The 14,002-nt window shown below is 54.5% G+C and carries 12 protein-coding genes and 1 pseudogene; 6 read left to right on the top strand and 7 right to left on the bottom strand.

Annotated features, from left to right (window positions below; all coding sequences use genetic code 11):
• Positions 1–61 precede the first annotated feature (61 nt).
• The 4 genes from MKP08_RS01495 to MKP08_RS01480 are packed head-to-tail and all read left to right on the top strand — an operon-like array spanning position 62 to position 3,263.
• Positions 62–1,318 carry a site-specific integrase gene (locus MKP08_RS01495; protein ID WP_241554601.1) on the top strand — a complete coding sequence of 419 codons (1,257 nt, stop codon included), beginning with the start codon at positions 62–64 and terminating at the stop codon, positions 1,316–1,318.
• Positions 1,315–2,556 (top strand): tyrosine-type recombinase/integrase, encoded by a 1,242-nt coding sequence (locus MKP08_RS01490; protein ID WP_241554600.1) that lies wholly within the window; start codon positions 1,315–1,317, stop codon positions 2,554–2,556. The genes MKP08_RS01495 and MKP08_RS01490 overlap by 4 nt, the downstream gene beginning before the upstream one ends.
• Complete coding sequence (locus tag MKP08_RS01485; RefSeq protein WP_241554599.1) at positions 2,549–2,947, top strand: type II toxin-antitoxin system RelE/ParE family toxin; 399 nt, start codon at positions 2,549–2,551, stop codon at positions 2,945–2,947. The genes MKP08_RS01490 and MKP08_RS01485 overlap by 8 nt, the downstream gene beginning before the upstream one ends.
• Complete coding sequence (locus tag MKP08_RS01480) at positions 2,934–3,263, top strand: helix-turn-helix domain-containing protein (protein WP_373418059.1); 330 nt, start codon at positions 2,934–2,936, stop codon at positions 3,261–3,263. The genes MKP08_RS01485 and MKP08_RS01480 overlap by 14 nt, the downstream gene beginning before the upstream one ends.
• A gap of 205 nt (positions 3,264–3,468) precedes the next feature.
• Here the strand turns inward: MKP08_RS01480 and MKP08_RS01475 are convergent, their stop codons facing one another.
• The 7 genes from MKP08_RS01475 to MKP08_RS01445 all read right to left on the bottom strand — a co-directional run bounded on the left by MKP08_RS01475 (position 3,469) and on the right by MKP08_RS01445 (position 12,664).
• Entirely contained in the window at positions 3,469–4,560 is a 1,092-nt protein-coding gene (locus MKP08_RS01475) for a hypothetical protein (protein WP_241554597.1), read from the bottom strand.
• Positions 4,561–4,731: 171 nt separating this feature from the next.
• Positions 4,732–6,999: a sigma factor-like helix-turn-helix DNA-binding protein gene (locus tag MKP08_RS01470; protein ID WP_241554596.1), complete on the bottom strand. Its 2,268-nt coding sequence runs from the start codon at positions 6,997–6,999 to the stop codon at positions 4,732–4,734.
• A gap of 1 nt (position 7,000) precedes the next feature.
• Positions 7,001–7,375 (bottom strand): hypothetical protein, encoded by a 375-nt coding sequence (locus MKP08_RS01465; RefSeq protein WP_241554595.1) that lies wholly within the window; start codon positions 7,373–7,375, stop codon positions 7,001–7,003.
• Positions 7,372–9,357, bottom strand: coding sequence for an AAA family ATPase (locus tag MKP08_RS01460; RefSeq protein ID WP_255750327.1), 1,986 nt, complete (start codon positions 9,355–9,357; stop codon positions 7,372–7,374). The genes MKP08_RS01465 and MKP08_RS01460 overlap by 4 nt, the downstream gene beginning before the upstream one ends.
• A complete protein-coding gene (locus tag MKP08_RS01455; protein WP_063612570.1) occupies positions 9,354–9,563 on the bottom strand; it encodes a DNA modification system-associated small protein in 210 nt (69 codons plus the stop codon). The genes MKP08_RS01460 and MKP08_RS01455 overlap by 4 nt, the downstream gene beginning before the upstream one ends.
• Positions 9,556–11,718, bottom strand: a complete 2,163-nt coding sequence (locus MKP08_RS01450) for a DEAD/DEAH box helicase family protein (RefSeq protein ID WP_241554593.1) — start codon at positions 11,716–11,718, stop codon at positions 9,556–9,558. The genes MKP08_RS01455 and MKP08_RS01450 overlap by 8 nt, the downstream gene beginning before the upstream one ends.
• Positions 11,702–12,664, bottom strand: coding sequence for a site-specific DNA-methyltransferase (locus tag MKP08_RS01445; protein WP_241554592.1), 963 nt, complete (start codon positions 12,662–12,664; stop codon positions 11,702–11,704). The genes MKP08_RS01450 and MKP08_RS01445 overlap by 17 nt, the downstream gene beginning before the upstream one ends.
• 549 nt (positions 12,665–13,213) lie before the next feature.
• Between MKP08_RS01445 and MKP08_RS01440 the strand changes: the two genes are divergently transcribed.
• Together MKP08_RS01440 and MKP08_RS01435 are read left to right on the top strand one after the other, a co-directional pair.
• On the top strand, positions 13,214–13,585 hold the full coding sequence (locus MKP08_RS01440) for a single-stranded DNA-binding protein (RefSeq protein WP_306300108.1): 372 nt from the start codon (positions 13,214–13,216) through the stop codon (positions 13,583–13,585).
• Positions 13,575–13,868: pseudogene (locus tag MKP08_RS01435) on the top strand (conjugal transfer protein TraD); the annotation flags it as partial. The gene MKP08_RS01440 and the pseudogene MKP08_RS01435, both read left to right, overlap by 11 nt.
• Between the last annotated feature and the right edge of the window lie 134 nt (positions 13,869–14,002).

The raw sequence follows: 14,002 nt of genomic DNA, 5'->3' as shown, positions 1-14,002 counted from the left end.
GAAAGAGATTGTTAAGCAATAGGTTACGCGAAGTTGTTCCTCTACAAAGAGGAGCAAGTCAATGCAAGCAAATGGCTATCTGCTACCAGCGAATGGAGCCACGAATCATGCTCAAGCCCGATCCGCTGACGGGCGTGGGAGTGGCGAAAAGGCAAAGCCGTCCAACCGGGTTAGGCTCAACGGCAATATCGTCCGGCGCAAACCGGGCAAGCGCATCCGCGAGTATTGGGATATCGACCTGCCGGGCTTTGGCCTGCGGGTAAATCCCGGCGGCAGGCGGACGTGGTTCGTGCTGTTCCGCCAGCGCGGCAAGCTGCGGCGGGTGTCGCTTGGAACTTCCCGCGACATCTCGCCCGCCACGGCCCGCCGCTTCGCGCGGGCGAAGCTGGCGGAGGTAGCGCTGGACGGCTTGCCGACGCGCAAGAAGGCTCGCGCTCCGCAAAAGAGCGATGCCCCCTTGCTGCACGACTATGCCGAGCGATTCTGGGCTGACTACGCACGGCACTGGAAGCCATCGACCCGCAAGCGCAATGAGAGCGCCATCTTCAAGGAAATCCTCGGCGCGTTTGGCGACCGACGGATTGACGATCTGACGAAGGGCGACATCCTGTTCTGGCGCGACAGCTTCGTCGAGCGCCCCGGTGTTTTCAACCGCACCCTGCCGGTGTTCTCTGTGATGATGGGCTATGCCGAGCGCCTTGGTCTGCGTCCGCGCGGCTCGAACCCCTGTAAGGGTACGCCCCGTTACAAGCGTAAACCGATGGAGCGGTTTCTGTCACCACAGGAGTATGCGCGGCTTGCCACGGCATTGCGGGACTACGAGGCAGAGCAGCCGCTCTATGTCGCGGCGATCCGCCTGTTGATCTACACCGGCGCACGTTGCGGTGAGATCGAGCAACTGCGCTGGGAATGGGTGCAGGAACCGCGCCTGATGCTGCCGGACAGCAAGACCGGCGCGAAGATCGTCTATCTCAATCGACAGGCAATTGATGTGATTGCATCGCTTCCAGACCGAAAGCCAACAGGCCTGCTGTTTCCCTCGTTCCGCAATCCCGATAAGCCAATCACGCTCGGCATCCATTGGTCGAAAATCCGCAACTGCGCGGCCCTGCCAGATGTGCGCCTGCATGACCTGCGCCACAGTTTCGCGTCAGTCGCAATCCGCGACAATATTTCCCTAATGGTGATCGGCAAGCTGCTGGGACACGCGCTAGCGGAAACCACGACCAGATATGCGCATCTGTCCGACGAGATCGTCGCCAATGCAGCGGAGCGCGTATCCGGCTCCATCGCGCGCCTGATCGGAGTCGGGCAATGAACGCGCTGACCCTAAGGGGGATCGTCGCTGAGGAACTGGGCAGTCTCCGGCTCCATGTTGTCGGCAAGTGCGGTGGCCTGGGTGAACTGCGCAAAACCTGCTGGACGCGTGAACTGCCGGGGTTTGGGACGCGATACTACGCCAGCGGGCGCAAGGTCTATATTGTCCAGGCACGGATGGAAGGACGCACCCGCACGGTGACGATCGGCAACGCCAAGGTACTGAGCCGTGCGCAGGCGATGGATGTGGCGCGCCGTGTTTTGCTGCGTGCCCAGACAGGTGACAATCCGGCAGAAGAGCGCAAGCGGCTGCGCAAGATGCCCTCCTACCGAGATTTCCTGAAAACCTATTGGGAGCGGGTTTCACCCAAATGGAAACCGTCCACGCTTTACACCCACCGATATTACAAACGGAAATATCTCGACCGGGCATTCGAAGGCCTGTTCCTCGATGAGATCGAAGAAAGCCATGTGCAGGAGTGGTTCAACCGGATCACCAACACCGGCGGCCCCGGTGCTGCCAATCGTTGCGGCGAAATTCTGCGCGCCATGTTCAACAAGGCCGAGCAATGGGGCGTGCGGCCCGAAGGTTCGAACCCTTGCCTCTATATCCGCAAGAACAAGGGACGGAAGTGCGAACGCTTCCTCTCCGATCAGGAGTTCAGGCGAATTGGCGAAGTGCTCGACCGTCACCGCAAGGCTTTCCCGCTGCATTGCGCAGCGATCAGCCTGCTGATCCTGACTGGCTGCCGGAAGTCGGAGATCACCTGCCTCAAATGGAGCGAAGTGCGAGGGAGGCGTTTGCTGCTGACCGACAGCAAGACCGGCCCGCGCACAGTCTGGCTGGCCGAAGCGGCTGCAACGATTCTGCACGCGCTGCCGCGCCGTGAGAAGCAGCGCTTTGTGTTCTGGAACCCGACCACCCAGCGCCCGATCACAGACATCGGCAATCTGTGGAGCAAGCTGCGTGACGAAGCGGGCCTTCCCGGCGTCCGCATCCACGATCTGCGGCACAGCTTTGCCAGCCATGCCGCCGCCCATTCGGAAACTCTGCCGATGATCGGCAAGCTGCTGGGCCATGCCGATGTTCGGACCACGACCCGATATGCCCATCTTGACGATGGGCATATCATCGAGGCAGCGCAGCGTATCGGCGACCTGATCGAGCAAAACATGAGCGGCTCATATTCATTGAGCGGTAACACTAAGTATGATAGTGGGCCGTTGCTGCATGACTGAGACCCCGCGCATCCGCATCTACGCCAACCGCTGGTTCGCCAAGTTCGCGGCAAAGGAAAAGATCAGCGATGCCACGCTTGCTGATGCCGTGCATCGGGCCGAGACCGGCCTGATCGATGCCGATCTTGGCAGCGGCCTCATCAAGCAACGCATTGCGCGCCAGGGCGGAGGCAAATCGGGCGGGTATCGCTCGATCCTGGTCTTCCGCTCGGGCGAACGGGCCATATTCGTGTTCGCTTTCGCCAAGAGCGACAAGGCGAACCTGAGTGCGGCGGAACTGAAGGTCTATCGCAAGGCCGCCAGCATCATGCTGGAGTTGGGCGATGACCAGATCGAAACGGAAGTTGAAGCGGGCCGATTGGTCGAGGTGAAAGACGATGAGCAAGACTAGGGCAAAGACCTACAAGAGCGAGGCGATGGCCGCCGTCCACGAGATGATGGAAGGTCTTCACGACGCGGGCAGCATCGACAAGCGTACCATGCGCGAGTTTGATGAAGCCTGCCTTGCGCCTGCGCCGGTTCTGTCACCCGACGAGATCAAGGCCATCCGTGAAGCGGAGCATGTCTCGCAGCCGGTGTTTGCGCGCTATCTCAACGTATCGAAGAACCTCGTGTCGGATTGGGAACGCGGGGCAAAGAAGCCCGGAGGTCCGGCTTTGCGGCTGCTGTCGATCATTCAGCGAAGTGGATTGGATGCGGTGGCTTAATCGGGGCCACGTTTTGCCGGTTTTTTCCGGATAGGGGATTTCGGAAAGCTGAAATTCAAAGTGCCGGAGCATTGCTCATTGCAAACTACAACTACAGTGGCACTCTTCATTTATGGTCAAAAATTCGAGACTTTCAGATAAATCTGCGCACACACTCTTATTCAACTAGCCTATGCTTAGAGAGCCGACAGAGTAAGCAGTCAACTCACTCGAAAGTCAGATCTTGCCTCGCCTTGATAAAGCAGCGACCGTTGTAGGAGACGAAGGAGTCATAGAACGGGTAATCCTTCACACCCTCGGTCTCCTGTTCCTCAATGCCTTCCCAAAATTCATCCTCGTCGTCTACGCCTACATCGTCGATGTGCGATTCCACCTCTGTGTTGATGCTACCGACCCTGCGGATCGAGTTTGGAAGGTGCACAACCGAATCGAGATAGAGCCTTATGCTTTCGACCGTTTCGACGCCTTCCGGAAGTTCGACGTATCCGTCGTAGGAGGCATCCACGGTTCCGACCGTTCGCAAGCTGGCGGGCAATTTCACGACGGGATGATCGGAGACATCGATTTCGCCGATCTTCGCAACTCCCTCCGGTATCTCAATACCGGCGTTGCGTTCCAGTTGGATTCTGCCGATTTCCCTGAGGCCTGTCGGATAGGCAGCGACGGTTGGCCACTGCATATAAAATTCCTGAACGAATTCAGCTTCGCAAATTGATTGCGGGTCGGTCCTTCGTATCGAGAGTGGGGGATCTGGGAGTGGCAAAGGGTCTGGAGAGTCTTCTTCCAACCAAAGCGCGAGACGCTCGACAGCCCACTGATGGGCCACTGCATTTTCATCGTCAATCTCGTCCGGCTTTGCGCGTTTACGGTAATCCATCCCCAAATAAGCGAGCAGAGAAAGCGCAGCCCATTCTGCCCAGATCGCCCATGCCGAACCGCGTACCCTAGGATAATGCCAACTCGAAAAATCCTGCGCGGCCCATTCTGCGCTCGCATAAAAGCCTTTCGGCGCGAACCAGCCGGCCCAAGCGGCGAGCCCCTCTTTGTAGGCTCGCGTCCATCCGCTCTCATCCAGTTCGCTCGATAAAAAAGACCTGGTTGCGATGATCGACTTTCGTGGACGGTCGTCCGTTGGGCATTCTTCCTCGAAGCTGAGTAGGGCTCTTGTGGCGCAATCGTTTATGAAGCCCGTCAGGCGATCCTTCACGACAGCATCGGTCTGTGCCACCCGCGCTATGGGAACTAGGAGTTGACGAACGCTTATCGGCTCGCTGAGTGATGAGGAGGCATCGCGCATTGTAATGCGCTTCTTGGTAGACCCCCCGGTAAGCGCAAGCAGAACGGGTCGTATCTCATCCTTATAGAGAACGCACATATCCAAGTTGTCGAGGTCTGCGATCGAAAGCGAAAAGTTCGACGCCTTTGACATTCGCGGGGTACCTTTCAAAGTTTCATCGACAAAGTGAGATCACTTCCACTCTGCAAGCGATAATAATCTCTGGTTGTCGATGCGGAACCTTTCATCTTGATAGAACAAGCATCGTAACGCTCGGTTAGGTACTACTTTCGGAGACATCCGTGCAGATTCTGTGATGCTAATAGGTTCTTCCCTCTCTCTTAGAACTGAATAGACAGCGTTAAGAAATACTCTCTGCTCTTCATGTTTGAGATCAATATCGCGATCATTGATTCCCCAAGTCTTTGCATCTAACTTAATAAGAGGATGGACGACATGGAATTGCATTCCTTCATTAATGCCACGTACGGCGACCAAACGCTGGCGCAATTCGGATGTTGTAATCGGGGATCCTGCATCCTTAACAATCGCGATGACGGCTTGCCGAATGTCCACACGCCCACTCGACACAGTGTCGTCCCCGTCAGACCAAACCATCCTACCAAATGACTGCAATTCTGCAGTTTGCTTCAGAGCGATATCCAACTGATACTTATCGAAACAGGACGGCAAATCTATTTCGCGTTCAGTTAGTGCTAGAAGCAGCTCTGAGGCGTGCCATTGTCGACCACGTTCGCCTTCGTAAACAATATCAATTGCCTCTGCTGCGAAGCTCTCCCAATCACCGCGTTCTACAGCCATATGTCGCAACGTACCGTAAGTTCCCGGCCCAAAAAGATATCCAACTTCCGCCGCTGCGTTATGAACTCGCCTTTCGTCTATCGCCTTCCCCAAGCGCTCTTCAACGATCAGAGCGATTTCGGAATAGTGGAGAGGCTGCTCTGCATCATGCAAGACCGCTTCGACCACCTGGTCGGCTCCATTACCGTAAGAAATTAGCACCTCCTCGCCTTCCTCACCGGCAAAGTGGCACCTCCGTGAACAATGATCCCAAAGCAGCCCCCTAAATTCGGTTGAAGCTGCCGGCAGGAGAAGCCCGACTTGGTATTCGCATTCTGTCCTAGCCCAACAATCTTCGGCGGCGCCAACCAACATCTGTCGGGCGGATTCAATAGCCGTCGCCCAATCGTGCTCTTTTAGAAAAGTTAGATACTCGACACCATCAATTTCCAGAACTGAAACTCCTGCGTCGCAAAGCTTTGTAATCAAATATCTCGCCACCGACCCGTACTCGGAAAGGCCAGTGAACCAGGGATCAAGTGCTGCGGCACCAATAAGAGGCAGCGGATATTTTCGTTCAGAAAGAAGATTCTTCAGTTTCGCACCTAGAAGATCATCCCATATCTCCTGTCTGATTATCTTCTTAATTGTCTTACTTTCGATTTGGCGAATTCGCTCACGAGATACGCTGTAGTCAGCACCAATCTCTTCCAGAGTCTCTGGTGGGCGCTCCCATCCCATTCTTCGCTTCAGGATGTCTGCCTCGCGCGGCTTCAAGCCAAGGAAGCAATTTTCCACCGCTTCGACCAGACTCTGGCTGGCGATTCCACATTGGTCAGTGGGCGCGTCACCACTTTTTATAGCTGCGATAAGTGCGTCATGTGATGGGGTTGGACCCGCTTCAATCGCCAACATCAAGCTTCGACAAAGATCGCGACAGGATGTTCGTCCAAAATTCTGGAATTTGAAGAGATCATCCAAGGTGTGTCGGGCCAAGTCAGATACCGTATCGATACCGTTTCGCCGAAAAACGTTGTCGAGCCTCACTGTGAGTTCAAACTCTGAGAAACTGCGGGAACTCAACCATGGCGGGACTGATCTTGCTATCTCGGTAGGGTCGCTTTTGCCGAGGCCCAGCAATTTTTCAGAACGATACTTTCCCAGCTCGGCACGCAGCTTAGCAGTCAATCGCCCTTCGTTCGCTACGTAAGTTTCTTCATTGAATATCTCGCTCGCAAGCAGTTCAGCTTGGACACCGTCGTGCTCAAAAATGAACTCTCTTACCCACCCCGACGCTTCCGGATCTTCAGCAGAAACATCCACCACAGGGTCCTCGATCGTGTAGCCCCAGCCATCCAGCGCTAGATATATTGGTTCTCCCTCCACATCACCAATGGCTTCGGACGATGATTTGTAGCTAGAAGGTAGAGCTCCGCGCGCCCCTGGCGTTAGTAGAAGTCGGCCAGCCTGTTCTTGCGCGATCGTTTCGAAAGACCTTGCATCTCGGCGATCAAAGCCGACGTGCAATACTCCGCAGTGAGAGTTCGGCATTGCCCGGTCCCAAGCGTCGACAATTTCATTGAGGCCGTGGAACACGCCGATGGTCCACTCGCCATCATTATCACGTATTAGCAGGAAAGCCCTGAGTGAAGTTAACATTTCAGCTCTGCTTAGCTTTGACCTGCTCCAGCAAACCTACGAAATCAATTTCGCCGGTTGTGGCTTGCGAATAAAGCTCGTTCACGCCCCAATCAGCGAGACGCTCAATCAACCGGTAGACAGTAGTCTCAGACAGGTGCTCGGGCATTAAGCATTCGACAGAGCGTCTAAGCATCTGGTCTGGGTCGAGTGATCCGACATTGTATAAATTCACTCGCTTCGTGAGTTCAGTTGGTGCTGCGCCTTGTGCGAGAGCGAGACTAATCCCAAAACGGTACCCATCGATTTTATCTGCGAATACGCCCATCTCCTTAAGTTCGGCTAGCTTGTCATCTGTGGATTCAGATAGTCCGACGTTGATTATATCGGTGGTCACAAACTTACCCTTTCAACGTTCGATTGATTCTCGGATACTTCGTTAATCCGATAGCTTGCACCGATCTTCGCCTTAATCGAAGCAAGGTCTGTCTCAGGACGTATCTCTCCGCCATGGACTAAGAGAACGAATTGGCTCGTGACGGTCGGTAGATAACGGAGAATGTTATCGCGGTGATGTGGGTCAAGCCTTCCAAACGGTGTATCCATAACGACCGGTCCAATTGAACGGCCCGTTCGATTGAGGCCATCAATCAACGACAGCGCTACTACTTGCTCTGCACCGGCACTCCGAATGGAGACAGGATGACCTGCGCTATCAATGATGCTGAGGCCATAATTCTCGTTGATCTGCAATCCACGATACGATTTCTGCGTGGTCATTTCCTTGAAGGACTTGCTAGCAAGATCTTGAACTCGTTCCCGCAACTTATCACGCAGTCGCTCGACACTTGCGGCAAAGCATGCCTCCACTTCCCCTGCTACCCGTGCCTTGACCGTACTCCTTTGGGATCTAGCTCCTGCCAAGCCTTCGATAGACTTGCGAGCCACTGCCAAGTCCTCGTTCGTTTTAGCGATCGTCTTCTCGCCAAGCTTTATCGCTTCAGTCAGTCGACCTTCTTCTTTCAGCTTTTCCTGATGTAGTACTCGTTTCCGGGCTAACTCAGCTGTATCGTGGCCTGCAATCTTCTCGTGCGCTCGCTCGATATCATTTTCAGCACGCTGCAATTTAACTTCAGCGGCTCGAATATCTCGATCGATGTCCGCGATCCTGTCTCGCGCATTGATACCTCGGATTTCGTCGAGCAATGCCAGTTCCGAGGAACTGTCGGAATGATCAGATCCTTCGGCACACAGTTCACTATGCTGACCTTCCAATTGCCCCAACTGAGTGCCGAGCTTCGCTCGATCTTTTTCAGGGAATGGCTGAAAACAGGTGGGACACTCTTTTTGATCGAGAGCGCGCTTTATATCATCGATCTTATCTTCAAGTCGGATTCGCTGTTTGAGTAAATCGCTAGCTTTCTTTTGGTGATCACGAAGAACCTTGCGCCTTGCATCCAACTTCGCGTCCAGCATATCTCGCCAAGCGGACGAAAGTATCGCGTGCCTCTCTTGTCTTTTTTGCTTTAGAGTATCGCTAGCTTCTTCTGCTGATTTCCGCCCGGCATCGAGATTTGCTTTGTGCGCTAGCAACGACGCAGCTTGCTCGAGATCATCCTCTAGGCTTGCGCGCTCGTCGCGAGTCTTCGCCATTTTCTCGACCAGTCCACTTAGGTCCTTCTCCTGACTTTCGAGAAGCGTGGTCAAGCTGCTCATGTTCGCTGCTGAGCGTTCCAAGCCCTTCACATGCTGCATCTCTTGGGTTTGCTTCTTTGTCGCTGCCTTTAAAATTGCACCTAGTTCTGCCCGTCCGTTGGTAAGCGCGGGCACTCCCAGAACTTGCTCGATTGCTTCTTTTATCTGCCGACCTTGCTCGCTACCCTCAATCAATAGCTCTTCATATTCACCGAGCAACTCACCATCAAAAAGGAAGAAGCGGGCAACCTGTTCTGGGGCAAACTTGTTGATTTCGGCCTCGACCTGATCGCCCGCAATCACAACTCCGTCACGCGTGAGGTGCGTCGCCACTATGAAATCTTCTGGACGATTGGGTGTCGCGACATGCGACCGCCTCGTCGCTGTCCGCCTGAGTTCGTATTCTCGACCGCTGGCCTCAAACCTCAGGAATACTTCTACATCCCAGTCATCCATTCTTGCGCCATCTCGGTTAACGAGTTTGTGCAAAGGAATTGGGCGCGAATGTCGTCCCATTGCTTTTCCGTAGAACCCCCACCGCAATGCATTCATCAATGAGGTCTTGCCGCGCATATTGTCGCCGAACACCAGCATAACATTTTGATGATCATCGGTCGGAAAATCGATCGTGACGGGATCACGATAAGGCATGAAGTTCCTTGCTTTCAGAGTATGCAGCTTCATTTGCTGTCAGTGCCCAGTACGAGTTTATCTACTGCTTCATCGATAAGCCTCTCCATAGCGACCGAAGGTTGCGACCGCTCTGGGTTGAACTGATGTTGCCTTTGTATTTCATAGCATGCCCGAAGAAGCTCCGGATCAAGCTCCGGTGCGATTTCTTGCCGCACGTCCAGTAGCGTTTGAAGCGCCAGATCGTCGCTCTCAGTCATCTATTTCATCACCCTCTTCTGGATCGAAATCGTCAGGATCGATGCCCATCTCGATCGCTATCTCTCTAAGATTCGCCGCTGCCATTTGGTTGATCGCATTTTTCGCGAATTCAACCGAGCGGACAAGCTCTGCCCTGAGCAAACCCATCTGGTCCTCTTCCTCGTCTGGGTTAACTGGTGTGACAATTGCGTCATGGATAACCGCAATATCCTTTCCAGGAGATTTTCGGAGCACGCGTCCGCGTCTCTGAATAAATTGACGAGGGTTCTGAGAGGAGGCAAGAATTAAAGCGTGCGATACGGCAGGTATGTCTACGCCTTCATCAAGGCACCGTATGGAAACCAGTATGCCGCCGAATCTTCTAAACCAATCCATCGTGGCTTCACGATCGCCCTCCATGGAAGAGTGGTATTCGATTGGATCGAGGCCACTTTCTCTCAGTGCATTCAACACTTCTGCAAGCTGGTCTCCATCTTCGCAGTAGACGAGCCAGCTCTGACCCGGTTCAAACTCCTCGACCATCACACGAGTTGCCAATGAAACTTTAGCGGCCGCTTTCTTGGCGATTCGAGCGCGTTTGATCAGCATCATGCGCGCGCGTTCGCTTAATACCTTTCGACCCTCATTGTCGCACTTAGACCTAGCGATTTCCTTGCTAATTGCTCGGGATTGGATGAGCCAATCCTCAGCCTCGGTAGCCGAGAGATGCACCGGGTGAGGGTGATATTCGTAGCAAACAAGTCGACCGGCATCGACTGCGTCCATGAGGGTTATCTTCGGAAGCACTATCGGACCAAAGTATGAGAAGATCCTTTCGGTGCCTTCTGAATCGCCGTAGCGCTTTGGAGTCGCGCTAAGCCCAAGCCGAGCGCCTGCTTCGGTCGCAAGGAATTTCGAGTTTTCTCTGCTACCAATCTGGTGCACTTCGTCCGCCACCACTAAGAGATGATCACCAGCGGTCACATTGGCGCGAAACTCCTCGGACGCAGCCGTTGGCATCGTCGAGATGATTATTCTCGGTCCAAGGGAAACGTCGGCGTCCGTCATCGCCGGAAGTCTACCCGAACCTCGCCATTTGTTGTTCCCGGCACCAGCCAACAACAGCGCTGCCTCTGGGATTTCGTCCGCTACTTCGTCCGCCCACTGCGAGAGGAGAAGTCGACTAGGCACTAAGATGAGCGCCGGTTTACCCTCGAGTATGTGCTGTCTGATTGCAGTTATTGCGGTGAATGTCTTACCGCTGCCTGTCGCGTGCTCAAAGATCCCGCGCCTCCCGGCCTTAATCCAGCGTTCGATCGCATTCGCCTGGTGAGGCATAGGAACTCTGCGAGGCATTTTTTCGATCGTCTCTTCTGATGGCAAAGAGGCCAAATCTGGCGAAGCGAATTTCTCGAAGTATTCTTTGGCTGTTTCTGGCAGGGAGCAAACTTCAATGTCTTCGTCCTTGGCGCTCCAAAGTCGATCAAAATGAGCATCATGCTTGTCAATGCGGTCAGCCTCAAGGCCGCCTCGCCAGCTACAGAACACCTCGATAGATTCGAAATTGCCGTCGTTGCTCCAACCGCTCCAAGTTTCATTTGCGGATCCCTTAAAGCTCACTCGGTTACCCTGCGCATCGGAAAAGATTCCGATCTTTTCGTGGTAGATCCCTCGCCGATCTCGCCGCATGGCGATCTTCAGATCGAGCGATCCAACCGCTATCAGTGTGGCAAGCGTTTTTGCTCCTAGCGCGGTTTGTGGATTAGCAAGCAAAGTATCAAACTGCTTGATGAGGATCGATGCTAACTCCGAACCCCGCTTCGCGTATCCTTCAGTAATCCTTTCGACATCTCCAGCGTCGAGCGCCGGGGAGCATATCAGTTCGATCCTTCCGCCTTTTCGGACGAACGAGATAATGGCTGGACCGACGACCAGAAATACACTTGATCTGAAGTATCCGGCAGCTCTGCGATACAGTTTGGCTTCCCTGAGGCAGCACGCATAAAACTTCTCTACAGGATCGTCTTTGAGCGAACGGTATTCGGTTTCGAGATCCAGGGATGCCAAGTTCCCCGAATATCCATTCGAGTTCGATGACAGCGAGGTTGCCATCACCATCCTTGCTTCCGCCGCATCCTGAAACTCGAAGGGCAATCGTTCATCCGCCTTGCCCAATCAGGTCCATGAACCGCCCTTTAGAGCCTTCCACATAGTTTGCATCAGCTTCTACTGAAATCCAGCGGCGCCCCAAGCTCTCGGCCACACTGCCGGTCGTGTTTGACCCCCCAAAAGGATCAAACACAAGGTCATTCTCATCGGTCAAAAATTCGATAAAAAATGCTGATAAGGCTGGTTGCATTCTGGCCGGGTGACTCGGAAGGTCGTTATCTTTGCAGTACCTGCGATAACCTGCGTCCCAACCTGTTCCGGTGTACTTTAGCAAAGCCTCGGGATAGTGTTCGCCAGTTAGATCAAGTACATTTGGCCCTATTGAGCCGCCATGATCTTTAAGAAAACCTGTTTTAGAGATCACGTGGCCAGATGGTCTCGTTCCGGCATTATAGGACTGTCGCTTCAGCAGCTTCTTCATGTCCTTGCTGTAGGGATTTAGGACCCGTCGGTTGTCCGCCTTGGGGAACTCAGCTTTCGACAGCCACCAAACATGCGTGAATGAATCTTTGAGTCGAGCTCGCTTCAAGTTTACCCATGCGGCTGGGCTGGGAAGTCTCGCGGGATTGTGGCAGATGACATGCTGACAGAGATTTAGATTTGCGGCTCGCTTGAACGCCATCAAAGCTTCGAGCGGGAGTGTGGACATGATGGGCGCACCTTGCTCCCAAGCGTTGCCAATTTCGATGACTATGGAACCATCATCGGTGAGCATATCGGTGAGGGGTTGAGCCAGTGATTCTATCCAGCGCAGATAAGCTTCACCTGTCTCGTTTCCGTAACGCTTCTTACGCACAAGGGGGAAGGGTGGCGAAGTGACAATTAGGTTCACGTTGCCCCGCTGCTTGCGCAGATATGAGGAATCGAAGGCATCCTCGATCTTGCTGTGGAGCATGATGCCCATCTCTGTCGTGTAGGCATTCTGCGTGGCAGGCTTCTTGCGAGCGGTCACTGAATCTTTTCTTCCCGCCTTCACGGCAACATGCCCCAATCGCTCTTTCGCGGCGGATAGTCGCGTTCTTTTCTTGCAAACGCACCGCCATTTACTGCAAAATTCACATCGCATGTTCCGCGATGCTCTACGTTTTCGGATCGACCTCATCTTTCCGCCCTATCGGTACACCAATAATCTAAAATTTGCTTTCCGCAACCGACGCTTGCCTTCGAAAATTTTGCCACGAGCACTTCGTCGTCTGTGCCTTCAGACCCGCCCCCGATACCCTTCCGGCTTTCTTCGCGAACAGTCCTGAACCAGGTCAGCTGAGGACGGCAACCCGTTCCTTTCCGGCCGTGTTGGCACGCCCTTTGGCGCGATTGCGGACGCAAAACCGGTTCCCACTTTTGCTGCAATCGCTGGGGCGCGCTTGCCCGCACCACCCGTCATGAACAGGTTCCCCTTGGAGCTTTGCTCCTGCGGTGCAGTCCTCCCATGCCCTGCGTGTTTGGCAAGTTCGCAAGCCGGAGATGGTCTCCGGTTTGAGGAACTGAAGGAACTTATACCATGACCAATATCGCAATCCTCACTGGCCGCATCGCCCGCGATCCGGAAACCCGCGAGACCAAGGGCGGCACCAATGTCACCGGGATCACCGTCGTCACCGATCGACCTGCGCGCGACAAGGATGGCAAGGCCTACAAGGACGAGAACGGCTACACCGCCAAGGAAAGCGAGTTCCACCGGGTGACCTGCTTCAACGGCCTCGCCAAGACCGTCGGCCAGTACTGCTCCAAGGGCCAGCTGGTCAGCGTCCAGGGCCGCATCCACTACACCCAGTGGGAGGACAAGGACGGGGTCACGCGCTACCGGCGACGCCTCGAGCGTCTTGGCCTTCCTGTCAACGCGAGCATGGGAGGCCAATCCCATGAAGCATAATCTCCTGAACTTCACCCGCGGGAGCCAGCTGCTCGGCCACTTCGGTTTCATGTTTGCAGCGGGCCTGAAGGGTCCTCTGATTGTCACCGGCTTGGTTGCCGTCGGCACCTGCTATTGGGAAGTGCGGTCAGCTCTGAGCGATCACCAGATCTACCTTGTTTGGATGCATATCTACGCCAGTCTCTATGCCTTCATGGAGTTCGATCCGGCCAAGCTGGTCAACCTTGAATTGCTTGACGGCGAAAGGGTCGGCCTCCCGTTTGGCATCGTTCGCGAGTTGCCGAGGGATTCATCGCCCGCGAGAAACGGCTCCTAAAGCCTGGCCAGGGTCCGGCGGCAACGACGCTCCAAGCAAAACCGGGTTCGAAACCGAATGACGAGCATCCCGCCTCGAACGATGACGGTGCTGGTAAGCCT

Origin of the sequence: Erythrobacter sp. LQ02-29 (assembly GCF_022576075.2) — a bacterium.
Taxonomy (GTDB): Bacteria; Pseudomonadota; Alphaproteobacteria; order Sphingomonadales; family Sphingomonadaceae; genus Alteriqipengyuania.
The sequence above is the reverse complement of the archived record's forward strand: the minus strand, read 5'-3'. Positions and strand labels throughout refer to the sequence as shown.

Bases quoted from the DNA above. Each gene is read 5' to 3' on its own strand.
- MKP08_RS01440 (WP_306300108.1), top strand. From the start codon at position 13,214: ATGACCAATATCGCAATCCTCACTGGCCGCATCGCCCGCGATCCGGAA.
- MKP08_RS01475 (WP_241554597.1), bottom strand. From the start codon at position 4,560: ATGCGCGATGCCTCCTCATCACTCAGCGAGCCGATAAGCGTTCGTCAA.
- MKP08_RS01470 (WP_241554596.1), bottom strand. From the start codon at position 6,999: ATGTTAACTTCACTCAGGGCTTTCCTGCTAATACGTGATAATGATGGC.
- MKP08_RS01460 (WP_255750327.1), bottom strand. From the start codon at position 9,357: ATGAAGCTGCATACTCTGAAAGCAAGGAACTTCATGCCTTATCGTGAT.
- MKP08_RS01495 (WP_241554601.1), top strand. From the start codon at position 62: ATGCAAGCAAATGGCTATCTGCTACCAGCGAATGGAGCCACGAATCAT.
- MKP08_RS01480 (WP_373418059.1), top strand. From the start codon at position 2,934: ATGAGCAAGACTAGGGCAAAGACCTACAAGAGCGAGGCGATGGCCGCC.
- MKP08_RS01490 (WP_241554600.1), top strand. From the start codon at position 1,315: ATGAACGCGCTGACCCTAAGGGGGATCGTCGCTGAGGAACTGGGCAGT.
- MKP08_RS01485 (WP_241554599.1), top strand. From the start codon at position 2,549: ATGACTGAGACCCCGCGCATCCGCATCTACGCCAACCGCTGGTTCGCC.
- MKP08_RS01455 (WP_063612570.1), bottom strand. From the start codon at position 9,563: ATGACTGAGAGCGACGATCTGGCGCTTCAAACGCTACTGGACGTGCGG.